Source organism: Psychrobacter piscatorii (assembly GCF_043641605.1).
In the GTDB taxonomy this organism is placed as follows: Bacteria; Pseudomonadota; Gammaproteobacteria; order Pseudomonadales; family Moraxellaceae; genus Psychrobacter; species Psychrobacter piscatorii_C.
In genome coordinates this window covers 24,860-48,703 of the sequence record NZ_JBHZRK010000016.1, presented here as the reverse complement: position 1 = coordinate 48,703, position 23,844 = coordinate 24,860, and the positions used below count along the sequence as shown (strand labels likewise).

Here is a 23,844-nt window from a genome sequence, read left to right as displayed (position 1 = left end):
ATTCGAAATACAGTTTATTAAATAGGTTTGATAGCAAATATAATTTTGATGACGATATGACCTAGGGCGTGTCATCATTTAGATAGCGAGGCTTAAAATGAGATAAATTGTAGTCAAACAAGGAAAAAACTGCAGAGAATATAGGTATATTCGCAAAGTTTTTGACGACGTTTGACAAGATTTAGCCAGTTTAAGATCGCTAAATGATTTAATGGGATAATTGATGACACGCCCTAGTACTGCCATCCTAGGCTAAAGCCAGTGACCCATTCCTTGTCACTAAAATTGTCAGGCTGGGCCAGTGGATAACCGGCAAATACGTCATAACTGGTTCTAAACGGGGTGACATAGCCTTTTACCCCGACGACGCCGCCAACCAAATGATGACCAAGCAGCAAATCATCTTGCTCATCATTATCAAGCGTCACGTACCCTGCATCGACGCCTGCATAAACGGCATGTGGCTTGTCCCCAATATAAGCACTCAGCTCTTGTCTTAAGATGGCACCATGATCCCCGCTCAAGCTGCGCTCACCATCGAAACCGCGCACACTATAACGACCACCAATGCTCAAACGATCATTGGGTACCAGTGCCTCAGTGGCATACTGACCTTTGAAGGTCGCATGATAATTTAAGGCTTGATCATCGACTTGAATGGGCTGGTTGACATCTACACCAACCTTTACGATACCTGCGCGCGCACTGCCTTCATTAAATAACGCCTCAGGCGGGTCGATGGCGTCAAATGCACCCGTACCGCGTTGATACATCACATCGCCAACCCATTGGGTTTTACCAATGACCGTCTCGTAGCCTACCCCTGCTTGGTAGCCTGCGGTACGGCGCTTTTGTACCTCAACCTCGGTATCATCGATAAAGTTGCTTTGCTGCTTGGCAAAACCGCCCGCTTTTAGATAGGTTTTGCTGTGATTATCACGATGCACCAAATGGTTAACGAGCACGTCGGTGTTGTAAGACTCGCCGCTATAGACGTAATCTTGATTGACACCAGCGACCGTTTGATCGTAGTTGTAACCACTATGGGTCAAGGTTAATTGGGTGTTATCGATGGGCAACACATAACCGATGTTGTAGCCCCAGCTACCATTATCCTCGCCATCGCCGCCACCATCTAAGTTATGGTTGTAAGAGAGGTATAACAAGTCGTTGTGCCACGTTGGGTTGTCGAGTGATAGCGTGACATTGCCTTGATAGACGCCTGTGCTGTCTTGACCTGAATCATCTACGGTTGCAGACAGACGCCAGCGCTTGTCCTGTTGCCATTTAACCTGAATATCACTATAGCCAGGTGTTGTCATACGACTACTGGGTGCAATAGAGAAATCGGCGTCAGCGGTCGGCACGCGTTTAAAGTTCTCTAGCGCCTGCTCGATGTCGCGTACATTGAGCAGATCACCAGACTTCATTGGCATGGCAGGAGCAAAGTTGGCAGGGTTACCACTGTTATCGATATAGATAGGGCGAGTAGATTGAACATCGGTGGCAACAATCTGATCAATACGACCAGGAATGAGGGTTAGGAATAGGTTGCCTGACTTGAGGTTTTGGTTTTCTACCAAGACGCGGCTGGTGACATAGCCTTTTTCAATAATACGGTTTTGGACATTGGTGACCAGCTGATTGATGTCATTGGCGGACAGGCAACTGCCTAGTAAAGAACCACTGCCTGTCGTATAAGGCGTTAAAGCAAAGGCGAACTTGTCGTTCAGCTCACCTGTTAGGTAAATATGATTGATGTCGAAACAAGCGGTTGAGGCGGGATCAGTACTCTGAGGGCTGGCTGATACGATAGGAGCAGACGGTGCTTGTTGATACGTATCAGTATTTATATTGACATTGGGCTTGACCAATTGCTGCTGTTTTAAGGCTTCACTACGCTGCTCTTGGTATTGTTCCGGTGTAATGGCATGAGCGCTCATAGTAACCATAATACTAGCCACACTAAGTGATAAAACACTCAACGCGCGATTTGTGATACGCGCTTTTGAAATATCTGTATACATAAGTCCACCATTTTTATAATGGTGGATTATGCTACCGACTGATGTTCAATGCAAGCTGTTTTGTATTCATTAGCTCATTGTTTTGATATGATTTTTTAGAATAAACTCATATCAAGTAGATACATTTTATATAAAGATGGTTAAGGCTATATGTCTATTACTCATATTAAGATATTTACGGTTTCTCTATTCTACGATAGCATCAAAGGGAGAGAGAGAGGAAGAAGATATAGTCACCTGACCACAAAAATGTTATAAAATAAATCAACTAAACGATTACCACAATAAATAACCATGACTTACTCCCTAGATTATCGCAAACAAGTCTTAAAAAGCTTAGATGAGTGCATGACCTTTGCTGAAGCTGCTGTTTTCTATGATATCAGTCCAACGACTATCCAGAAGTGGAAAAAGCGTCTTCATAGTAAAACCACTCGATATATTAAGCCCTACAAAATAGAGGATGAAGCCTTAGCTCAAGATGTCAAAGACCACCCTGACGATTATCACTATGAGCGAGCACAGCGTTTTGATTGTAGCCCAACAGGCATCAGTAAAGCCTTAAAGCGTATTGGTGTTAGCAAAAAAAAAGACACTTGAGCATCCCAAAGCCTGTCCTGTGAAAAGAGCGACTTATCTAGCCAAGCTTAACCACTACATTGCTCAAGGCTTTGCTATTGTCTATATGGACGAAAGTGGGTTTGAGAGTGAAACGATGCGTCCTTGTGGTTATGCACCCATTGGTAGCCCCTGCATTGGCAGTTACAATTGGCAAGCCAAAGATCGAACCAACGTCATTGGTGCACTATATGGCAAAACGCTGTTTGCACTCGATTGCTTAAAGACCAACATTAATAAAAAGATTTTCTATCACTGGTGCAAGTTCACGCTGATACCAAAGCTTAAGAGAAAATGTGTAATCGTTATGGATAATGCAGCCTTTCATAAGCGCGTTCAAAAGCTGCTTAACAGGCATGGTCACAGGCTATTATTCTTACCTCCTTATAGTCCTGACTTAAATCCCATCGAGAAAAAGTGGGCTCAAGTGAAGTTTTTACGCCAAGGTTGGATGGAAAATGACTTATCTAAATTGTTTTATGATATTCATCCAAAACATAACTCTTTTGTAGTGCATTGACTATAGTTATATTAATAGAAGATGGAAGTTGAAGCATTTTCTAATGAGTAGTAAAAAAGCAGTACTGGTAAAAATCAAATCATCTACTGGTTGCTTAGATATTCAGCAGCAATTTAATAACTCGACAAATATTATTTGTATTAATATTGCTAGTCGAAATTTTAGAGATCAAACGAACAGATGGCAATACTCGCCCCTATTACGGTTTTTTGTACATATGATGCTGTTTACAGATGAAAAACTATCTGCTATGAATTAAGTTTTTTTGTATCAAATCATTTACTATAGCGTTCATTATGAGAACAACAGAGGATTTTTGCGGTTTCTTACCATCTATTTTGGATGGTGAAAAGGTAGTGATTTAACATCATTATGGGAACATATTCCTACAATGTTTCTTATGGAAGATGAATGCTAAAGTACTCAAAATAGGTTAATTATTAATTATCACTAAACTTCATATAACTATCATTTTTTTTACCTTCCAGACTGTCCAGTATTTGTGTTATACGATCACTACCATATTGATTGGCATACTTATTCTGTTTTCTTAAATAATGCATAAACTCTTCTGGTAACGACACTTTATAATTTTTTACTAAATGTGGAATCATCATCGTCCAGAGATATAGTCGCCTGACCACAAAAATGTTACAAAATAAATTAACTAAACGATTACCAGTATAAATGACCATGACTTACTCCCTAGATTATCGCAAACAAGTTTTAAAAAGCTTAGATGAGGGCATGACCTTTGCCGAAGCTGCTGTTTTCTATGATATCAGTCCAACGACTATCCAGAAGTGGAAAAAGCGTCTTCATAGTAAAACCACTCGATATATTAAGCCCTACAAAATAGAGGATGAAGCCTTAGCTCAAGATGTCAAAGACCACCCTGACGATTATCACTATGAGCGAGCACAGCGTTTTGATTGTAGCCCAACAGGCATCAGTAAAGCCTTAAAGCGTATTGGTGTTAGCAAAAAAAAAGACACTTGAGCATCCCAAAGCCTGTCCTGTGAAAAGAGCGACTTATCTAGCCAAGCTTAACCACTACATTGCTCAAGGCTTTGCTATTGTCTATATGGACGAAAGTGGGTTTGAGAGTGAAACGATGCGTCCTTGTGGTTATGCACCCATTGGTAGCCCCTGCATTGGCAGTTACAATTGGCAAGCCAAAGATCGAACCAACGTCATTGGTGCACTATATGGCAAAACGCTGTTTGCACTCGATTGCTTAAAGACCAACATTAATAAAAAGATTTTCTATCACTGGTGCAAGTTCACGCTGATACCAAAGCTTAAGAGAAAATGTGTAATCGTTATGGATAATGCAGCCTTTCATAAGCGCGTTCAAAAGCTGCTTAACAGGCATGGTCACAGGCTATTATTCTTACCTCCTTATAGTCCTGACTTAAATCCCATCGAGAAAAAGTGGGCTCAAGTGAAGTTTTTACGCCAAGGTTGGATGGAAAATGACTTATCTAAATTGTTTTATGATATTCATCCAAAACATAACTCTTTTGTAGTGCAGTGACTATAGTAACCATCAGTAAAAACTTTAGTTCGCACAGCAACTTTACTATCAATGATATCTAGCTCAGGCGATAGAAATTCTACTACTTCTATGCCATTTATCAAATATTTATAGATAGTATCTGCATCAGCACTTGATAGTTTGTTAACTTTAGTTCTTACACTTGGAAATTCTTTTGAATTTATTATTGGATTGGCAGTACCAATCATTTCTGAGAAAGGAGCTAGTTTCTTCATGTATTACTCTTCCTATTCTGACCAAACCATCTTACTCAAAATGGCATACTTTCGCTTTCATCAGTTCGGCTCTCTAGTGAGGCCTTGAACATTAAGCTGTATGTAATGGTATCAATAGTTTGAGTTATTGAGATAACGGTAGTGTACTTCATAGTGTATCTATCGAGCGGATCAAGAGACTTTCAACTCAATGTCTAACATCCATAACAAGTCTTGTTTGAGCAAGCTCATCAAGATAGTGGTCTATGATTTGGGTATTCTCTTTATCCAAATGGGCATCCCATTCATCAAGCATGACAACTATACTTTGGTCGTCCTCTCTAATTTCTTGAATTTGCTTGATGAGTTGTTGTCCTGTTGAGCCTTTATGGGTTTGATCTGTTTTGTAATTGAAATACAAATTGTGCTTGGCAGGCAAATAGTACGCTCGTTCTTGGTAGTGGTCTTTTAGTTTGAGTAACATACAAGACTTACCAACACCATTACTACCAATCAGCGTTACCCTACCTTTCTTTGGCAACTGTGTTGAATCAAAAATCTCTCCTGTTTGCTTCACACGTATTTGGTCCGCTTGAATGTAGGTATCTAAATCAACAGTAGTAGGTTGTAAAACATTCAAAATACCATCTAGCATCGTTTTAATAACGCCAATACTGGTATGGTAACCAATCAATGCATAGCACATTTGCAATAGCTGAATTTGTCTTGGCAGCGTGGCAATTAGCACCGCCATCGTCGCGGCATCACTCCAATTTTTATTAAAAATAAAGCCAGTGATCACAAAAACAGGTAGCATGAGTATGATCATGCCTAAGCTTGAATTAATGTGCTGAATGGATGTGGATTTGACACTATTATTCTTTGCGGTCGCAAAGCTTTTTTGAACGATATTATTATAGAGCGTGTAATTATGCTTGTTGAAAATAACAACGTTATCCCAACTGTCAAAAAGTTTAGCGGTTAAGCTCAACCGTGATTGCTGATCTGTTTTGGCAGCGGTTTTTAAAGCATGTCGTCTGAAATGTACAAACGTAGAAGCAAAAACAATACCTACTGCATAACCAAGCAATAATGTACCATCTAAAAACCAAGCAATAACGAGCACGTTAAATAAGACGTTAAGAACCAACGCTGAAATGTCAAAGATACTATCAATGACGGTCTCAAGCGTGTAGTTACTCTCCTGAGCGAGTGTTGTCGTTGTCGTTGCCGTACTCTGTAACTCGTCGCTGGATAACAAATAGGTCTTGCCTAAAAAAACAGTATGGAAAGTGTCGTTGTATAGCTTATGAGCGTCGTACTTAGCGCGCTCCGTATTGGTGACACAGAAATACGCAGGCACATAAACGATCACCAAAGAGGCGGCAAACAGCAGCATATAAGGAAGTAAAGGCCCATTGTCAGCAAAACTTTGTGCAAGTCGAGCAATAAAATACGTTGAGGACGCTACAATGATTTGCTGAATTACTAAAAAAAATAATGCTATACGCAAATACTTGTTTGAGATAATTTTATAAATCAAGATTTTTCGATATCCCTTAAAATTCACACACATAAATCTAGCAAATAACGGCTTCTTGCTGACGTATAATCTGTTCATTAACTTTCAGATTTTTTGTGACTGTATCCTTCTTCATACACAGATTTTGCTAATAGTAATTTCATCTTCGTACTTGCCAGTAGGTCCGTAACCACCTTCAGAGCCGATCACTCCGACCACGCAAGTTTCAAACGACTTATAATAGCTGTCTTGACTAATTTTATTTGAGTCTTTCATTAAAAGCTGCTTGGGATCTGCCACATAGTAGACTTTGCCATTTGCATCCAGCTCATGTATTCAAAGCTTCTCTTAAAGACTCCACGCATTTCTACTTCTTCTGGAATTTGCTTTGCTATGGCTTCTGATGGGTTTTCTTTCACCTCATTAGCACTGTTAGACTCTCTATTACTGCAACCTATACTCATAAATATAAGTGTCGCAAATCCTGCTACTACCAATCTGAGGTTAGACATTTAGCTTTTCCTGTAAAAGATATCCATAAATTAGATTTTCTATGAAACGCAACCAAAAAACTTGGTTATAAATACATTATTTTAGTAGACTATTATCGATTAAAATAAGTGTTTCTACAATATAATTAACACTTTGTAATAGTGAAGCCTTACTTGAGCATTAAGCACCTTAGTAAGACCTTGAGTTTTTATAGTAAATGGCTAACAATCAGGCTGAATTAAGGGTTGGATATTTGGAATGTTGATAACAAGTGTGATGCTTGCCTCATTACCAATGTTGATACTAGCCAACATACTAATTACACAATGATTCGTCTGTAAGGATAAATACAATGAAAATTGAAATACGTCATGCCGAGCCAGAAGATGCAGACGCGTTGCAAGCCATTCATGCCGATGAGGCTTTATATGCAAATACTTTGCAGCTGCCTATGCCTTCCAAGACCCTATGGCGCAAGCGACTGGCGGATATACCTGACAATATGTATATGTTAGTGGCTGAAATTGAGGGTGAAGTGGTGGGAAGTCTCGGGCTTCAGACTATGACATCAAAGCGTCAACGCCATGTCGCAAGCTTTGGGGTCAGTGTAAAAACGGCAGCACAAGGCAAAGGTGTCGGCAGAGCGCTTATAAACGCAGCGCTGGATTTGGCTGATAATTGGTTGGATATAAGACGTATTGAAATTATCACTTATACCGATAACACCGGAGCCATCGGTTTATATAAAAGCTTGGGCTTTGTGATAGAAGGTGAGATGGTGGATTATGCTTATCGCAACGGCGAGTATGTCAATGCCTATCAGATGGCAAGAATTCGGAAAGCTAAAAATGAATAACACGGATAGTTTCTAAGATAGCTTACTTCGGTATTATACCTAAATGCAAAAAGCCACATAACCCGTCGCGACATTAATGTTTGCTCCATATATTGTGTCTGCAAGGGCATGAAATTTTTCTCGTGCTGTCTGCATACTCTGCGCGATTGTCCGTGGTGATGTCTTTATTACCCGCAATACCTGTAATGTCTGCTCGAGTCACACTACTATCACTGTCACCATCGCTGCCATAACCTAGACCATTCATACCAACTTTTCAAATAAAAATGAAAATCATTTGCATTTTTGAGTGATTTTTATTTAGAATGCTTCATTTACTTTAGACGGCTCAGTATGATGTACATGAACAATTTGGGCGTGGCACAAGGTCTGCTTCGCTATATGGATAATGTCTCAAACACCATACAAAAACAGGTTTTACATTCTATAAGTTGGGTAAGCGCTACGCTGCGTACTCACCCTGATGTTAGTCAACAAGTAGCCGTTATATGAAAGCAATGTCTCTCTCCATCCATCTGTTTGTGACAGTATGCTTAGGCTTAGTGTTGAGTAGTTGTCACTCATCTGATGCCACCTCGCCCGCGCCTGCCCTAGAGACGCAAAACACCTTAACGCAGCCCCTGTCGGTACAATCGCCTTCTAAGGTAATGACACCAGATTGGGGCATCGCTGCGACACTCACCGCCATGGGCTACCCGCCAGTGGCAATGGGTGATAAGCCTTTTTATAAAGAATGGGTTGGCAAACCTATTATCCCTGCTACCACATACGACGTGGGTACTCGCTATCAGCCCAATCCCGAAATGTTCTCTCAGCTCGATCTAGATGTGGTGATAGACACCGGATTTTATGAGCATTTGCGTCCTATGTATGGCGACCTGCCCATTCACTCTATTGAGCTGAGCAGTCTAAATAGAGTTGCTAAATGGGAAGACTTTATAGAGCCCACGTTAGAGTTGGGTCGCTCTATTCATCAGCCTCAAGCGGCACAACACTATCTTGACCAGAGTAAAAGTCAAATAACACAAGCAGGTCATACGTTTCATACGCGCTATCCTCATATCAAAAAACTGGCGGTAGTCCAATTTGCTGATACCAATAATTTGCGTATGTTTTCATACAACAGCTTGTTTCAGCCAGCACTAAACGCCATGGGGTTAGAACTGGTGGCTTTCGCAGATGGCAACCAATGGGGCTTTGCGCCCATTATGCTAGGGGATTTGGCACAGCTCGATGACGATACTTGCTTGGTAGTCGTAGAACCTATCGGTGATCTACTTAAGCTGGAGCTAGAATCCAGCTTGGTATGGCAACGCTTGGGATACTCGTTTAAAGATAATCCAAAATCTGCCGATAAAGGTCGCTGTCTAACCCTACTACCGGCCACTTGGAACAATAGTGGCGTGGCTTCTATGAATGTCTTGGCCGATCGATTAATGAATGCCACTCTTGTAGGCAATACCGACTTATGATGAAAAACAATGTTTTGTCTATTAACCGCCTTTATTTGATAGTTACTTTTTTGATAGTGATGGCAGTAGTCAGCAGTTACGCTGTCATACATCAGTTATGGAATCTACCATTCATAGAGCTGTTCACTCCGTCATTTGACTTGTCGCTTTCGGATATGAGTATCCAACTGCAAATCGTGCCGACCATGATCGTGGCATCAACTGCAGGTGGCCTTTTAGGCTTAGTTAGTGTCTTGCTACAACAGTTGGTAAAAAACACGCTGGCGTCAGACACAACATTGGCAGTGGGCAGTGGCGCAAATATGTCACTGCTACTTGTGACATTATTTTTCCCTAGTTTCAATCTAGGAGGCAGCTTTTGGGTTGCCTTTATTGGGGCCATTAGCAGCATGGCAATTGTATTCATCCTTGCCGCACCAAGTCGCATGAATCCTCTGGTACTGGTGTTAGGAGGGTTGGTCACCAATATCTTATTGGGTGCTATCGCCGCCTTATTGATGATTTATTATGCCGAAGAATCCTTAAATGTCATGGTATGGGCAGCTGGCAGCCTCACGCAAAACAATTGGCAAGTGTCTATTGTATTAACCATTGCCAGTGTGGTCGCCTTTATCAGTTTAATGCCCTTGTTAAAGCCGCTAGAAATCATGAGCCTAGACGATAGGCAGGCAAAAAGTTTGGGCATACCTATCAATCTTATTCGAGGACTGGTAGTGGGATTGGTGGCGATATTAACGGCCCTTGTCGTAAGCCGTGTAGGACCTATTGGTTTTATCGGACTGGGTGCCGCTACCCTCGTCAACGTATTTTCTGTCAGACATATCGGTTACCGTCTGCTCTTGGGCTATGGATTTGGGGCGCTTCTGCTGTGGGTGACCAGCAATGTCACCACGATACTACAGCATTACCTAAGCCTAAACATTCCTGCTGATGCGATGACCGCCTTACTTGGCGCGCCATTGGTTATATGGCTAATCGTAACCCAAAGCCAGCCTCATAAAGATGAGATTAGCCCAACGCTTATTTCAGAACGCCGCGAACCGCATTTACTTCTCTGGAGTGTCACCTTAATTCTACTAATTGTCGGCATACTTGTCTTCACTGCCACAGCAAATGGTTGGCAATTGAATGCCGTATGGAGTTTGATTGTTGATTTTAGACTGCCTCGCACCCTGAGCGCGGCTGCCACTGGCGTGATGCTAGCGACTGCGGGCGTACTGCTGCAAACCTTGACGCGCAACCCTATGGCCAGTCCTGAGGTACTGGGCATCAGCTCAGGTTCTGCAATCGGCGTGATATTGGCCTTTGTGTTCTTGCCCAGTTTTGGCTACGCAGGCATTGTGCTGTCAGGATTATTGGGCGCAGCGATTGTGCTCAGCTTGATATTATGGCTGGCTCGTAGAATAAATCCTGCCTATTTGCTGTTGGTTGGCGTGGCGATTGCTGCCTTGATGGGTGGTTTGTTAAGTCTGGTCAAAATATCTGGAGATCAGCGCTTGCAAGCGGTTCTCAGTTGGCTATCGGGCTCCACTTATCTGGCCAGCCCTGAGACTGCATGGCTACTTGTGATATTCGCCCTGTTACTTTTTTTATTGAGTTTTATGCTGATAAAACCACTAGAGATACTGAGCTTAGGCAGCGGGATAGCGCGTGAGCTTGGTGTCTCTTTAAGGCTGTTTCAAAGCTTGATATTAATCTTAGTGGCAGCGCTTAGTACCATATCAACATTGGCAGTCGGTCCGCTTAGTTTTATTGGTCTAATGATTCCACATCTTGCCACGACGCTCGGCGCGGTTCAGCTCAAGCGCCAATTGCCACTGGCGGCTATTTTAGGTGCCGCATTAATGGTGCTGGCGGATTGGCTTGGGCGTTATATCATATTTCCTTACGAGATACCGGCTGGCACCATTGCCGCTATTATTGGTGGTGCGTACTTCTTATACCTGATGCGCCGTATCAAAGCGTGATTCACACCACTACTTATAATACTACTCTATAAAGAGGTGTCTATTTAACGTCATTCACGCTTCTATGAGTGTTGATTAGGCATTGGTTCATCATGGCTTTATCATACTATGCGTTGATATTGTTGCATGCTCATTCCTTTTTTCATCGAATCGGTCAGCTCGCGCCCTATTCATTCATGCAATTTCATCAAATACTCAAGCTCACCGATCAGACACGTAGGCAAATGTGTCAAAAATATCTCTATATTTTATTGCTAATAATTCTCATTATCATTATCATGTACGCAATTGATCGTGACATGTTAAGCCCATTAAACAGCCTGTCACTGACAAAACCGTATATTGATTATTCATTCAATGCTACATCAAGAGAATGTTAAGCCAACTAACCCAATACTTTTATCGAGATACCATCTGATGTTTATCATTACAAAAGGCACCAAGCGACATAAACCCAGCTCCTTGAGTTGGTTCATCAAACAAACGATGCATCTGTCAGCCATTGCTTCATTGGCAGTCAGCTCATCTATCATTCATGCTGAAACCACCGACCGATCCGCAACTGGTGATAGTATCGCCATCAATGATGCTGACAAAAAAGCCGAACCCAGTACCACGCTAGAGACTATCGTGGTCACGGCAGATATAGACGCACAGATTACTGAAAATACCGACCGCTATACTATTCCTACCGCCAGTAGCGCCACTGGACTGGCACTTTCTGCAAAAGAAACTCCGCAGGCCACCAGTGTAGTGAGCAATCAGCAACTCAAAGATCAAAACTCAACCAATCTAACAGAGGTGCTCAAACGCGCACCTGGTATTCAAGTGGGCAGTATCGATGGCGCTCGCAGTGGGTTCTCAGCGAGAGGGTTTGGCATTACTGGTTTTCAGATTGATGGCTTAAATACAGATTTTGTTCAGCAAGCGGCGATGGGTGAATATTCTGCCAATACTGCTATGTTTGATCATGTTGAAATCGTACGTGGTGCGACAGGCTTGATGAGTGGCTCAGGCGACCCTTCTGCCAACGTCAATCTCATTCGCAAACGTGCCGATAGCACAGTGCCCGCCACCGAACTCTCTGCCAACGTTGATCGTTATGGCAACTACGGCGTGAGCGTCGATCGCAGTCAGTCATTGACCAAAGATGGCGCGGTACGTGGCCGAGTCGTGGCAAGCTATCAAGATGGCGACACCTTTATCGATCGCCAAGAACTGGGGCAAAACCTAATCTATGCCACAGTGGATGCTGATGTGAGTGACAACACTACCGTCAGTGTGGGCGCAAGCCGTCAGCACAATAAATCAAAATCGACCATGTGGGGCGGTTTGCCAAGTTATTTGAGTGATGGCTCAAAAGCTGAGTGGGACACCAGTAAAAACGGTAGTGCTGACTGGTCAAACTGGGACTCTGACAATGTTTACTACTTCGCTGACATCGATCATGATTTTAATGAAGACTGGAACCTAACCACCAATGCCAGTTACAACGAGAGCGACAGCAGCCCAAAACTCCTTTACATGTATGCCAGGAGCTTTGATCCTGACGCTGGACTGATTTATAACTTAAATCCATTCCATGCCGATACTGAACGCAAGCAAATCAATGTAAAAACCGAGCTGACGGGTAATTTTGATGCACTAGGCAGAACGCATCAAGTCATCGTCGGTGGCTCTTACAATAAAAGCGATCTTGATACCTTTACCTATACAGCGCCGCCTGATGGACTTTTACCAATATCTGACTTCGATAACTGGGATGGCAGCTATGCTGAGCCAGCATGGGGCGCCAAAACCCAAAGCTCTGATGTCACGACTAAGGAAAAGGCGATCTTTGCCGCCACTCAGCTTAAGCTAACGGATCCCTTGTCAGTGATTTTAGGATCGCGTGTGTCTGAATATGAGCGCTCGGGTTTTCAGTATGGAACTAAAATGAATACTGAATCCGAGCATATTTGGGCGCCTTATGCGGGCATTACCTATGATATTAATAATAATCATAGTATCTATAGCAGCTATAGTACTATTTTTAAACCTCAGTCAGAGCGTGATATCAACGGTACTTATCTCGATCCTGTCGAAGGAAAAAACTACGAGATTGGTCTAAAAAGTGAGTCAGATAATGGCGCACTACAAAGCCAAGTCAGTATTTTTAGAATCGAGCAAAATGATCTTGCTCAAGATAGTGGTCAAACAATACCAGGTGCCGGTCTTGAGAGAGCCTACTTTGGTGTAGATGCTGTAAGTCAAGGCGTTGAAGTCGAAGTTACTGGTCAGCTTAGCGACAAGCTAAAGGCCGCTATTGGCTATACGCATTTTAATGCTGAGGGTCGAGATGGTAAACCCGTTAACACAGGCTACGCCGATACCACGCTCAATCTGTTTGCCACTTATGATATGAACGATATCGTTCCTAATTTGACAGTTGGTGGCGGTATCGATTGGTCAAATGGATACTATGGTATTGTTACCAACCCTGTGACTAGTCAATCTGAAAAGTATGGCCAAGATGATGTGACGCTTGCTAGCATCATGGCCAAATATGCCATCAATGACAACCTAGAAGCACAGCTTAACGTCAACAATTTATTCAACCAAAAGTATCTTGCTGGCGAAAACTTCTTTGGATTAACGTATGGCGAGCCTTTAAATGTAGTCGGTAGAGTGACTTATCGCTTTTAGTCTAAATATTAGGGCGTGTTGAGATTGAAAGTTAACATCTAACAAATTGACATTCAGGGTCGGCTTATAATACCATTGATAACTACTTTCATTCATCTCAACGATGATCCCATAATAACTTTTTGGAGTAATCCCATGCAGTGGACTAAACCAGCTTTTCAAGACATTCGTATCGGTTTCGAAATCACCATGTATTTTGAAGCACGCTAAAAACTCATAGACCTGAATACATTAAAAGCCCTAGATGATTAGGGCTTTTACTTTTTTAGCAATTTGGAAATATTGATCTATGTATATTCACGTTTTAGGCTCAGCAGCGGGCGGCGGTTTCCCGCAGTGGAACTGTAACTGCGAAAACTGCCATGGCGTACGCCAAGGCACCATTGAAGCAAAGACCCGTACCCAGTCTTCGATTGCCATATCAGAAAATGGCACCGATTGGATTTTGTTTAACGCTTCACCGGATATTCGCCAGCAGCTATTTGACTTTAAAGCAGCTCAACCAGCCCGTCATCTAAGAGACACAGGCATCACCGATGTGGTGTTGATGGACAGTCAGCTTGATCATACCACAGGCCTATTAACCTTACGTGAAGGCTGCCCCATCTCTGTTTGGTGTACGAACATGGTACATGACGACCTCAGCACAGGTTTTCCGCTGTTTAACATGTTAAAGCATTGGAACGGCGGCCTACAATACAATCAAATCGACCCAAAACAAAGCTTTCAAATTAACGGCTACAGCAATTTAGAACTGACGCCTTTGGTGATTAGAAGTTCAGCACCGCCGTATTCGCCACATCGCAATGATCCTCATGATGGCGATAATATCGCGCTGATTGTCAAAGATTTAAAAACACAAAAGCAGCTGTTCTATGCGCCAGGCTTGGGCAAAATTGACGATGAAGTCATGCAAATCATGAAAGCGTCTGATTGCGTGATGATTGACGGCACGCTATGGACAGACAACGAGATGCAAGAACGCGGCGTTGGCACTAAAACGGGCCAAGACATGGGGCATTTGCATATCAGTGGTGACGATGGCTCTCTGCATTATTTAGATCAGCTCGATAACGCTCGTAAGGTGCTCATTCATATCAATAATACCAACCCGATATTGAACGAGCAATCTGAACAAGCGGCGACATTAAAACAGCACGGTGTTGAAGTGGCCTTTGATGGTATGCAGATAGAGCTTTAAGACAAACGGTAAGATAAAGACAGCAATCGCAAGGTAAAAATGATGCAAGAACAAACCGCAGCACTCAGCCCAGAAGCGTTTGAACAAGCGATTATGGCAAAAGGTCAGTATTATCATATCCACCATCCTTTTCATATCATGATGCACGAAGGGCGCGCGACGCAGCAGCAAATCCAAGCGTGGGTCGCCAACCGCTTTTATTACCAAATAAATATCCCGCTAAAAGACGCGGCAATCATGGCAAACTGCCCCGACCAGCGCGTTCGTCAAGAGTGGATCCAGCGCATGATTGACCAAGACGGCGTTTATCCTGATGGCGGCGGGCGCGAAGCGTGGCTTGGTCTGGCAGAAGCAGTTGGCCTGACGCATGAGCAGGTGATTTCGGAAGAATTGGTATTGCCCGGTGTGCGTTTTGCTGTTGATGCTTATGTGAACTTTGCCCGCCGTACGTCATGGCGTGAGGCGGCAAGTAGCTCATTGACTGAGCTGTTTGCGCCGCAGATTCATCAGTCGCGTCTAGAGTCTTGGCCCAAGCATTACCCTTGGATCAAAGAAGAAGGCTATACCTATTTTCGCTCGCGCCTTAGCCAAGCTCGCCGCGATGTTGAGCATGGCCTGACCATTACCCTTGACTCGTTCAAAACGGCCGAGCAGCAAGAACGCATGCTTGAGATATTACAATTTAAACTCGATATTTTGTGGACGATTTTGGATGCCTTGAGCCTCGCCTATGTGCATGACCAAGCGCCTTATCAAAGCGTCACCACAGACAATGTCTGGCATAAAGGATTGTTCAAATGAGTATCCCTGCTAGTTTACCTGAGCTGGATCAATCGCTGGTTCCCACATGGCGTCATGGCTATCGCTTCCAGTTTGAGCCAGCGCAAGATGCTTATGTCCTGCTCTACCCTGAGGGGATGATCACCCTTAACGACAGTGCCAGTATCATTGGACAACATATTGATGGCACCGCATCGGTTGCTGATATTATTCAAAAAGTGAAAGCCATGTTTGGCGATGTGCCTGAAATCGAGCAAGACATCATTGAATATATGCTGGTCGCCCAGCGTGAACATTGGATTGACTTAGTATGACTGCACCCGTCGGACTGCCGCTATGGTTACTCGCTGAGTTGACCTATCGCTGCCCCTTACAATGCCCGTATTGCTCCAACCCCATTGATTATGCTCAGTACAAAGAAGAGCTGACGACAGAGGAGTGGTTTGATGTGTTTGATCAAGCGCGGCAAATGGGCGCGGTGCAGTTGGGCTTTTCTGGTGGTGAGCCGCTGGTGCGTCAAGACCTAGAAGAACTGGTCGCTTATGCGCATCAGAAAGGTTTTTATACCAACCTTATCACTTCAGGTATGGGACTTACTGAAGCACGCATTGCCAGTTTAAAAGATGCAGGATTGCAGCATATCCAAATCAGCTTCCAAGCCAGTGATCCGACAGTAAATAACCTCTTAGCAGGTTCAAAACACGCCTTTGAGCAAAAGTATGAAATGTCACGTCTGGTCAAGCAGTACGACTATCCGATGGTACTTAACTTTGTGATTCATCGGCAAAACATCGATCAGATCGACCAGATTATTGATCTCTGCTTAGAGCTAGAAGCCGATACAGTAGAGTTGGCTATCTGTCAGTTTTATGGCTGGGCATTTGAAAATATCGAAGGCCTACTACCGACCAAAGAACAAGTGGTCAGAGCCGAACGCATTACCAACGAATATCGCCAAAAAATCGAAGCACGTGGTATCAAATGCAAATTGATTTTTGTCGTACCTGATTACTACGAAGAGCGACCAAAACCGTGTATGGATGGCTGGGGTAAGATTTTCTTGACCGTCGCGCCTGACGGCACTGCCCTACCGTGTCATGCTGCCAGACAGCTGCCCCTAGCGTTTCCCAATGTCAGGCAGACGCCATTAAAAGACATCTGGTATGACTCAGATAGCTTCAATCACTTTCGCGGTGATGAATGGATGCCTGACATGTGCCAAAGTTGCCCCGATAAAGAACGTGATTATGGCGGCTGCCGTTGCCAAGCCTTTATGCTGACGGGCGATGCCAAAAATGCCGATCCTGTGTGCGGCAAATCGCCATATCACTACCTGATCGAGGAAGCACGTGTTAATAGCGAGACGCCAACTCCGTTTGAAGAGCTGCGCTTTAGGAATCCTAAAAATTCTAAACGGCTAAGTGGCAAAAAAGCCAATGAAACACAAACGAGTCAAGAGCAACTGATTCCCACGCGTACGGTCACGGATTAATAATGAATAACCAGCCTATCATTTTTGATGGTCATAATGATCTGTTAACCCGCCTATGGCTAAGCTCGGCTGACGATCCCGTGCATGATTTTATTTATGGCACCCTACCGGGGCATTTGGATCTAGCTCGTTGTCGACAAGCAGGATGGATGGGCGGCTTGTTTTCTATTTTTTTACCACCCTACGCTTATGTGAAAAACAACCATCCTGATAAGTTATCCAACCCGTCAAACTCAGACTTCACTGCGCAAGAAATCGTTGATATTTGCTGCGCGCAATTAGAATTTGCGCAGCAATTACAAGATCGATCAAACGGTCAGATTCAGATCTGTACGTCTGTTGCACAAATAAAATCCTGTCAGCAGAACCAGCAATTGGCTATCGTTTTGCATCTTGAAGGCGCTGAGTTTTTGGCCATTGAACCTGAGTTACTGGATGTGTTTTATGAAGCAGGACTCAGAAGTATTGGCCCACTATGGAATAGAAAAAGTCTGTTCGGTGATGGCTTAAATGCGTCCTTTCCGCACTCTCCAAATACAGGCTCTGGTCTAACCCGCGAAGGCAAAGACCTTATTTTGGCGTGCCGTGACAAGCATATGCTGATTGATGTGTCGCATATGAATGAGCGCGCGTTTTGGGATACGCTAGAGATTGCCGATCAGCCGATTGTCGCCACTCACTCCAATGCGCACGTCTTATGCGCGCAAGCAAGAAACCTAACTGATCAGCAGCTGGCTGGCATCAAACAAAGCGGTGGTCTGGTTGGGGTGAACTTCGATGTGGCCTTTTTGCGTGCGGATGGGCAGCGAGATACGCAGACCTCACTTGATGTGATTGTCGATCATCTTGATTATCTGATTGACCATCTGGGCGAAGATCAGGTTGGCTTTGGCTCTGATTTTGATGGGTGCTTATTACCTGATGAGTTGTCTGATATCAGTCAAATCTCCAAGCTAATTGAACGAATGCAACAACGTCACTTCTCTGATACGCTGATTGAAAAAATCACGTCAAAAAATTGGTTTAGGGTGCTGGGTGAGATATGGCAGTAATAGTTTATATCTTTGAATACCGTAAGCTTCATCTAAATTGTTTTTTAACTAAAATGGTTTGCTAAGTAGGTAACTAGTAACTTCACTCTCTTCCAGACCTTTAGCACCATTCTTCAACCAGAGTTCAAAATGGTTTAAAAATGAAGAGTTAGCTTCATCTTTCATTATAGGTTGGTGGAAAAAACTTTTATTCTTTCTTAAAAACTCTATGTGCTTAATTGAAAATACATACAACTCTACCTCTTCTTTACTTTTGGGCACATTGTTACAACTATCAGTTGTATGTGTAGACTCTTCTCTTAAGAGATCTAATAAATCTTGAAACCTACCTGATTCAATCATGTTTCTTACGAAATTTTCCAACATATTATTTACTCATCTGAATAATTTTCAAGCATTTATATTAATTATTGAAAGTCAGAATGATAACCTCGAGAGCCTTTAATTGCTTCAAGTAAGTAATCTTTTCCATTATATCTGCGCTCATCCATAATTTCATAACTATTCCTTTGATTATTGATGGATCTTATTTAGCTCAGACTTTTTAATCATTTCAGTTTGTTTTCTATGCATGTCTTTTTTAGTCCCTGAGTCTATTTTTTCATATTCAACACCCATCTCTTCAATTTCATCAGTGGAATAGCGCTTTTGGTTACCCTGCGTGACGGAATTACTATTAGATATTGAAGTACGACTAATTATATAACCACGCAAACCCAAAAAAACCACCCTAGCCATTCAAGCTAGGGTGGTTTTCTATTTTAGTTTTAAAGTCATCCTTTCTAAAACTCTAAATCCTACGCAGGCCAACCGTCCAATACAATCTTGCCATGTGCTTGCTGGTTTTCTAGCATTTGATGTGCACTACGTACATTTTCAGCCGTGATAGTGCCAAGATGATAGGCAACGGTGGTTTTGATCTCGCCTGCATCAATCATATTGGCAACGTCCGTCAATAAACGATGCTGCTCAATCATATCTTGTGTATGGAACATAGAGCGCGTAAACATAAACTCCCAATGTAGGCTCAGACATTTAGTTTTAAGAAGCTTGGCGTCTAATGATTCAGGATCATCGATAAGTCCCAATTTACCTTGTGGCTTCAAGCATTTGATGATTTCTTCATAATGCTCATCGGTGTTATTGAGACTGATGGCGTAATCTACCTCAGTGATACCTGTCTTCTCTAGCTCATCAAACAATGGGTTACGATGATTAATCACATGATCTGCGCCTAAATCCTTTAACCACTGTACGCTCTCATCTCGTGATGCCGTACCGATGACTGTGGCAGAGGTCCGTGTTTTTAATAACTGCGTTAAGATAGAACCAACGCCGCCCGCTGCACCAATAACTAATATTGAGACGTCATTAGCACGCTCATCACTACCGTTTTTATCTGCCGAATTATTAGTAACGGGCACTTGCAGGCGCTCAAACAACATCTCCCAAGCCGTGATCGTGGTGAGTGGTAATGCCGCTGCCTCAGCAAATGACAGCGATGCTGGCATACGCCCAACGATGCGCTCATCAACCAGTTGATACTCAGCGTTGCTCCCCGAACGGGTTAGATCCCCTGCGTAATAAACCTTATCCCCGACTGAGAATAGACTGACCTCGTCGCCAACCGCTGTCACAATGCCAGCTGCATCCCAACCAATCACTGCGTACTCACCCTCTGGTGCAGGACGCGATTGACGGATCTTATAATCCACTGGGTTGACGGATATGGCTTTGACCTCTACTAAAATGTCATGGCCTGATGCAGTTGGCTTATTAAGGGTAATGTCCTGTAGTGCTTGTTCGTTATTAATGGCTAGATTGTCTTGGTAACCAATGGCTTTTATTGTCTGATTTTTCATTGTTTTTATTCCTAATAATAAATAAATTGAGTAGAGTCCTCGCGCGAACCGTACTGAAATACATAGCGCTTAAAAGGTGGTCATATACTTTTAATACAACGACTGTAACACCTGCTGTGTCTGACGTTCCAGCTCTGCAATGGCTTCTTTGTCTAACGCGTCGGCATACGGCTGGCCAAATTCGCCCCTAGCATCGCCATGTGCACCATCTTTGATATCGTTATCAAAGTATTTACCTGTGTCATCTGCGAACTCATCCGAGACAGCCAATGCCGTTAGGATATTTGCGCCTTTATCTGCTGATGACCAGTGATGACCATACGCTTCGTCAACCATCTTGGTGTTCAACAATGATCCCGGATTGACAGCTATCACGTTAATATCATGGCTAGCAACTGTGTCAGCTAAATCCATGCTCCACATCGTGAGTGCCAACTTACTTTGCGCATAGGCAGCTTTGTCATCGAGACGCTCTTGTCCTACAAATGCCTTATATGTTATTGGCGTTTGGGCAGCTGAGCTCAGATTCACAATACGCGCTTTATTAGATTGCTTGAGTAATGGTAGTAGCGCATTGGTCAATTCATAAGGCGCAAGGTAATTGACCACGAAGCGCACGTCCAAACCATCTTTAGTCATCGCTGACGCCGTGGTATAAATGCCTGCATTGTTTATGAGGACATCAAGCTTTGGCAGTGTGTCATTGATTTCTGCCGCCATCTTGAGCACAGCCGTTAGGTCGGAGAAATCCGCGACAAACCCATCAATATGATCTATGGCATCGCCTGTTACCACGGCTTTTACTTCAGCGATGACACTAGCAAGTTTGTCAGCATCGCGGCCATGCAGGTACACCTGATGACCCGCTTCTGCCAGTTTTAAAGCCGCCAATTTGCCAATACCATCCGTGCTACCGGTAATTAAAATTGTTTTAGTTTTACTCATGATTGCAACCATCCTTATTATTTGATTATTTAACTTATGGTTATATTATTAGGTACACGCTACATTTTATCCGTCGTCATGGTATCCATTGTTATGAAAGTGTTGTACTTCATACAGCTACTATTGATCATTTTTCAATATTATTTTAAAAGTCGCGGGCGCTTAATACGGTCATTTACTAGATGAGAATCCTAAAGACAGACAATGGCATCTGTCTATTTCATGGAACCTATACATATAAAGGTATAACAAACAAAAAAACGCCAGTAAGTGAGTACTTACTAGCGTTTAAATAATGCCTAACAGTTTAAATATCTTTTATGAGTTGTCTGTCCAAATCCTCAGTCAGTATCAATTAACGTAAATCATCAACGACGGCTAGCATAGCAATAAGCGATGCTTCCCCTAACTGAATAGAACGCTCTGGTGACCAGCCCATTTCTGCATCAGGCAGATTATCGTTGTCTTTAAATGGCATCTCTAGCGTATTGGCAAGACAATCAAAACGTTCAGCCACCCAGTTGGTCGCGAGCGTCATATTCGCCGCGCCTGGCGCATCAATCTCATAGCCGACCTCGGTCTGAAAGTCAGCACTGGCTAATTTCAATACGTCTGAGAACCGATCACGTAGATGTGCGAGGCGCTCATTATAACTCGGCGTGCCTTGAGAGCCAGCAAGGAATGCATAAGGTAGTGCTTCATCACCATGCACATCATAAAACAAATCAACGCCCGTCTCTTCCATCTTCTTAATCACATAAAACACTTCAGGGCTTTTGTCCAAGCTTGGACTTGCCCATTCACGGTTTAGATTCGTACCGGCGGCGTTGGTGCGTAGATGCCCGCGTACACTGCCATCAGGATTCATATTGGGCACAATATAAAAGTTGGCTTTATCTAATAATAGCCTGCTATTGGCATTGTCGCTATCTAACAAGCTATAAAGCAAACCTTCGACCAGCCATTCGGCCATCGTTTCACCCGGATGCTGACGCGCAGTAATCCAAATGTTGCGTTTGGTCGTATCGCCATCACCAATTTTGACCAATGTTAGGTCGCGCTTATCTAGCGTGTCGCCTAAATGCTCTAATGTCACTAGCGGATGTGTCTGTACAGCGGCTAATAAATCTTGATGACGCTCATAACTATAAGGCGCAAAATAAGCAATTTGGATGGTTTCGCACGCCAGATCTGCCACGATGGTTAATTTGCCATCTTGATAAGTGGTCGGTAGACGGAACCAATGCTGACGATCGTAGGAAGCGACTGCTTGATAATCCTCCCACCCTTCTAGATAGGAAGCCTCCCCTGCATTCATAATATTGAGAACGTACTCTTCTCCAATCTCACCAGAGAGACGGAAGTTGAACCATTGGAAAAATTCTTCGCCAACGTCTGGACGAATGGCGAGCTGAATATTGTTTTTATCTTCTAGGTTAAGTACGTCAATATTACCTGCGTCAAAATTGGCAGTGATACGCATGATCGCTCCTTGATGAGTTGTGATGAGTGGATTTGATAAGCTCAATTGAGGCATAAAGACATATGATAGTCTGTTTTATGCTAGATATGGGCCAATCTAATACAGTAGCGTATTATTTTATTGGTCATCACGCCCTCTTTTTCAAGTGATCAGCTGAATGGCGTTATCTACTTGGACTTTATCCAAACTGGAAAGCAGATAGCTGCGTTTTTAGCACTTGCTCAGAGTAAATTTTATCCCCCTTATCATTGCCTGCGGCACCTGCTACCACCATCAGCGGTAGCAAATGCTCCTCTGCGCCTAATGGATGTGAGGCCATTGCATAAGGGGCTTTTGACCAGTTAGCCAGTGCTGACCAACGCGTCTCCCAATCCGCTGCAACAGTATTGGTCAGCCAGCCGTCAAAGCGCTCTGACGGTGCGGTGAAGTTTGCATCGCCATAGCCGCGCATATTATGAAAACTCATACCGCTTCCGATGATTAACACTCCTTCTTGACGTAATGATTGCAGGGCTCGACCCGCTGCCAGATGCGCTTCTGGGTCTAAATTATTGCGTAGTGACATCTGTACTACAGGAATATCTGCCTCAGGAAATATCACCTTTAACGGTATAAAGACACCGTGATCAAATCCACGCGCCGCATCTTGTTCATTTGGGATTCCTGCCTCAGTTAGCATTTTACTGACTCGCTCAGACAATACTGGCGCACCTGATGCTGGATAAGTCAAATCATAGGTATGCTTGGGAAACCCATAGTAATCGTAAATCAGATCAGGTTTTGCACCAGCAGTAATACCAAACTCAGCCGTCTGCCAATGGCCGCTAATGATCAAGATAGCCTTTGGTCGCTCAGGCAATCGATTCGTAATGCTCGCTAAAAAAGTCGCCATCCCATCCCACATATCTGCAGGTTGCCAATCCATAAAAAAGCAAGGTCCCGCGCCATGCGGGATAAATAGCACAGGTTGAGTAACTGACTCGTTAGATGCGTGTACGCTCATCACTTGCTCCTCGTCACTTCTATGAAATGGTGTTATTAATTGATATGACGTTATCAACGTGAGTCATTACTGTTATTAGGATGACGCCTCTTTAGCGTTACTGACAGCCATTAGA

At 43.3% G+C, this 23,844-nt stretch carries 25 protein-coding genes; 14 read left to right on the top strand and 11 right to left on the bottom strand.

The window, feature by feature from the left end; translation table 11 throughout:
• Positions 1 to 233: 233 nt before the first annotated feature.
• Positions 234 to 2,027, bottom strand: a complete 1,794-nt coding sequence (locus ACHUET_RS13010; RefSeq protein WP_394213382.1) for a ShlB/FhaC/HecB family hemolysin secretion/activation protein — start codon at positions 2,025 to 2,027, stop codon at positions 234 to 236.
• A 294-nt stretch (positions 2,028 to 2,321) separates the two neighbouring features.
• Here ACHUET_RS13010 and ACHUET_RS13005 point away from each other — a divergent pair, with 294 nt between their 5' ends.
• From ACHUET_RS13005 to ACHUET_RS12990, 4 genes are all read left to right on the top strand, one after another.
• Positions 2,322 to 2,627, top strand: coding sequence for an IS630 transposase-related protein (locus ACHUET_RS13005; protein ID WP_394213380.1), 306 nt, complete (start codon positions 2,322 to 2,324; stop codon positions 2,625 to 2,627).
• Positions 2,602 to 3,165 (top strand): transposase, encoded by a 564-nt coding sequence (locus tag ACHUET_RS13000; RefSeq protein ID WP_394213378.1) that lies wholly within the window; start codon positions 2,602 to 2,604, stop codon positions 3,163 to 3,165. The genes ACHUET_RS13005 and ACHUET_RS13000 overlap by 26 nt, the downstream gene beginning before the upstream one ends.
• Positions 3,166 to 3,858: 693 nt before the next feature.
• A complete protein-coding gene (locus ACHUET_RS12995) occupies positions 3,859 to 4,164 on the top strand; it encodes an IS630 transposase-related protein (protein WP_075103765.1) in 306 nt (101 codons plus the stop codon).
• Positions 4,139 to 4,702 carry a transposase gene (locus ACHUET_RS12990; protein ID WP_394213376.1) on the top strand — a complete coding sequence of 188 codons (564 nt, stop codon included), beginning with the start codon at positions 4,139 to 4,141 and terminating at the stop codon, positions 4,700 to 4,702. The genes ACHUET_RS12995 and ACHUET_RS12990 overlap by 26 nt, the downstream gene beginning before the upstream one ends.
• Here the strand turns inward: ACHUET_RS12990 and ACHUET_RS12985 are convergent.
• The 4 genes from ACHUET_RS12985 to ACHUET_RS12970 form a co-directional block, all read right to left on the bottom strand.
• Positions 4,669 to 4,938, bottom strand: coding sequence for a hypothetical protein (locus tag ACHUET_RS12985; protein WP_394213374.1), 270 nt, complete (start codon positions 4,936 to 4,938; stop codon positions 4,669 to 4,671). The two genes, ACHUET_RS12990 and ACHUET_RS12985, sit on opposite strands and share 34 nt — an antisense overlap.
• 187 nt (positions 4,939 to 5,125) lie before the next feature.
• Positions 5,126 to 6,460, bottom strand: coding sequence for an ATP-binding protein (locus ACHUET_RS12980; RefSeq protein WP_394213372.1), 1,335 nt, complete (start codon positions 6,458 to 6,460; stop codon positions 5,126 to 5,128).
• Positions 6,461 to 6,571: 111 nt separating this feature from the next.
• Positions 6,572 to 6,715: a hypothetical protein gene (locus tag ACHUET_RS12975; RefSeq protein WP_394213370.1), complete on the bottom strand. Its 144-nt coding sequence runs from the start codon at positions 6,713 to 6,715 to the stop codon at positions 6,572 to 6,574.
• The gene (locus ACHUET_RS12970; protein ID WP_394213368.1) at positions 6,715 to 6,951 is read right to left on the bottom strand and encodes a hypothetical protein; all 237 of its coding nucleotides are present in this window, start codon (positions 6,949 to 6,951) and stop codon (positions 6,715 to 6,717) included. Before ACHUET_RS12970 ends, ACHUET_RS12975 begins: the two co-directional genes overlap by 1 nt.
• 332 nt (positions 6,952 to 7,283) lie before the next feature.
• Between ACHUET_RS12970 and ACHUET_RS12965 the strand changes: the two genes are divergently transcribed.
• The gene (locus ACHUET_RS12965; RefSeq protein WP_394213366.1) at positions 7,284 to 7,787 is read left to right on the top strand and encodes a GNAT family N-acetyltransferase; all 504 of its coding nucleotides are present in this window, start codon (positions 7,284 to 7,286) and stop codon (positions 7,785 to 7,787) included.
• 73 nt (positions 7,788 to 7,860) lie between these two features.
• Here ACHUET_RS12965 and ACHUET_RS12960 read toward each other — a convergent pair whose 3' ends face one another.
• Positions 7,861 to 8,034 carry a hypothetical protein gene (locus tag ACHUET_RS12960; protein WP_394213364.1) on the bottom strand — a complete coding sequence of 58 codons (174 nt, stop codon included), beginning with the start codon at positions 8,032 to 8,034 and terminating at the stop codon, positions 7,861 to 7,863.
• 241 nt (positions 8,035 to 8,275) lie between these two features.
• Between ACHUET_RS12960 and ACHUET_RS12955 the strand changes: the two genes are divergently transcribed.
• The 9 genes from ACHUET_RS12955 (at position 8,276) to ACHUET_RS12915 (ending at position 18,436) form a co-directional block, all read left to right on the top strand.
• Positions 8,276 to 9,259 carry an ABC transporter substrate-binding protein gene (locus ACHUET_RS12955; RefSeq protein WP_394213362.1) on the top strand — a complete coding sequence of 328 codons (984 nt, stop codon included), beginning with the start codon at positions 8,276 to 8,278 and terminating at the stop codon, positions 9,257 to 9,259.
• Positions 9,256 to 11,226, top strand: coding sequence for a Fe(3+)-hydroxamate ABC transporter permease FhuB (gene fhuB, locus ACHUET_RS12950; RefSeq protein WP_394213360.1), 1,971 nt, complete (start codon positions 9,256 to 9,258; stop codon positions 11,224 to 11,226). Before ACHUET_RS12955 ends, fhuB begins: the two co-directional genes overlap by 4 nt.
• A gap of 417 nt (positions 11,227 to 11,643) precedes the next feature.
• Complete coding sequence (locus ACHUET_RS12945; RefSeq protein ID WP_394213358.1) at positions 11,644 to 13,911, top strand: TonB-dependent siderophore receptor; 2,268 nt, start codon at positions 11,644 to 11,646, stop codon at positions 13,909 to 13,911.
• Positions 13,912 to 14,046: 135 nt separating this feature from the next.
• Positions 14,047 to 14,121, top strand: coding sequence for a pyrroloquinoline quinone precursor peptide PqqA (pqqA, locus tag ACHUET_RS12940; RefSeq protein WP_075107140.1), 75 nt, complete (start codon positions 14,047 to 14,049; stop codon positions 14,119 to 14,121).
• A gap of 79 nt (positions 14,122 to 14,200) precedes the next feature.
• Positions 14,201 to 15,112 carry a pyrroloquinoline quinone biosynthesis protein PqqB gene (gene pqqB / locus ACHUET_RS12935; protein ID WP_394213356.1) on the top strand — a complete coding sequence of 304 codons (912 nt, stop codon included), beginning with the start codon at positions 14,201 to 14,203 and terminating at the stop codon, positions 15,110 to 15,112.
• A gap of 42 nt (positions 15,113 to 15,154) precedes the next feature.
• A complete protein-coding gene (gene pqqC, locus ACHUET_RS12930) occupies positions 15,155 to 15,913 on the top strand; it encodes a pyrroloquinoline-quinone synthase PqqC (protein WP_394213422.1) in 759 nt (252 codons plus the stop codon).
• Positions 15,910 to 16,206, top strand: a complete 297-nt coding sequence (gene pqqD / locus ACHUET_RS12925) for a pyrroloquinoline quinone biosynthesis peptide chaperone PqqD (protein WP_238038351.1) — start codon at positions 15,910 to 15,912, stop codon at positions 16,204 to 16,206. The genes pqqC and pqqD overlap by 4 nt, the downstream gene beginning before the upstream one ends.
• The gene (gene pqqE, locus ACHUET_RS12920) at positions 16,203 to 17,384 is read left to right on the top strand and encodes a pyrroloquinoline quinone biosynthesis protein PqqE (RefSeq protein WP_394213354.1); all 1,182 of its coding nucleotides are present in this window, start codon (positions 16,203 to 16,205) and stop codon (positions 17,382 to 17,384) included. Before pqqD ends, pqqE begins: the two co-directional genes overlap by 4 nt.
• Before the next feature lie 2 nt (positions 17,385 to 17,386).
• A complete protein-coding gene (locus ACHUET_RS12915; protein WP_394213352.1) occupies positions 17,387 to 18,436 on the top strand; it encodes a dipeptidase in 1,050 nt (349 codons plus the stop codon).
• A gap of 48 nt (positions 18,437 to 18,484) precedes the next feature.
• Here ACHUET_RS12915 and ACHUET_RS12910 read toward each other — a convergent pair whose 3' ends face one another.
• The 5 genes from ACHUET_RS12910 to ACHUET_RS12890 form a co-directional block, all read right to left on the bottom strand.
• Positions 18,485 to 18,802 (bottom strand): hypothetical protein, encoded by a 318-nt coding sequence (locus ACHUET_RS12910; protein ID WP_394213350.1) that lies wholly within the window; start codon positions 18,800 to 18,802, stop codon positions 18,485 to 18,487.
• A 431-nt stretch (positions 18,803 to 19,233) separates the two neighbouring features.
• Positions 19,234 to 20,283 carry a zinc-binding alcohol dehydrogenase family protein gene (locus ACHUET_RS12905; RefSeq protein ID WP_394213420.1) on the bottom strand — a complete coding sequence of 350 codons (1,050 nt, stop codon included), beginning with the start codon at positions 20,281 to 20,283 and terminating at the stop codon, positions 19,234 to 19,236.
• A gap of 105 nt (positions 20,284 to 20,388) precedes the next feature.
• The gene (locus tag ACHUET_RS12900) at positions 20,389 to 21,243 is read right to left on the bottom strand and encodes an SDR family NAD(P)-dependent oxidoreductase (RefSeq protein ID WP_394213349.1); all 855 of its coding nucleotides are present in this window, start codon (positions 21,241 to 21,243) and stop codon (positions 20,389 to 20,391) included.
• Positions 21,244 to 21,598: 355 nt separating this feature from the next.
• Positions 21,599 to 22,726, bottom strand: a complete 1,128-nt coding sequence (locus ACHUET_RS12895) for a M14 family metallopeptidase (protein WP_394213347.1) — start codon at positions 22,724 to 22,726, stop codon at positions 21,599 to 21,601.
• Positions 22,727 to 22,904: 178 nt separating this feature from the next.
• Entirely contained in the window at positions 22,905 to 23,729 is an 825-nt protein-coding gene (locus ACHUET_RS12890) for a DODA-type extradiol aromatic ring-opening family dioxygenase (RefSeq protein ID WP_394213345.1), read from the bottom strand.
• Between the last annotated feature and the right edge of the window lie 115 nt (positions 23,730 to 23,844).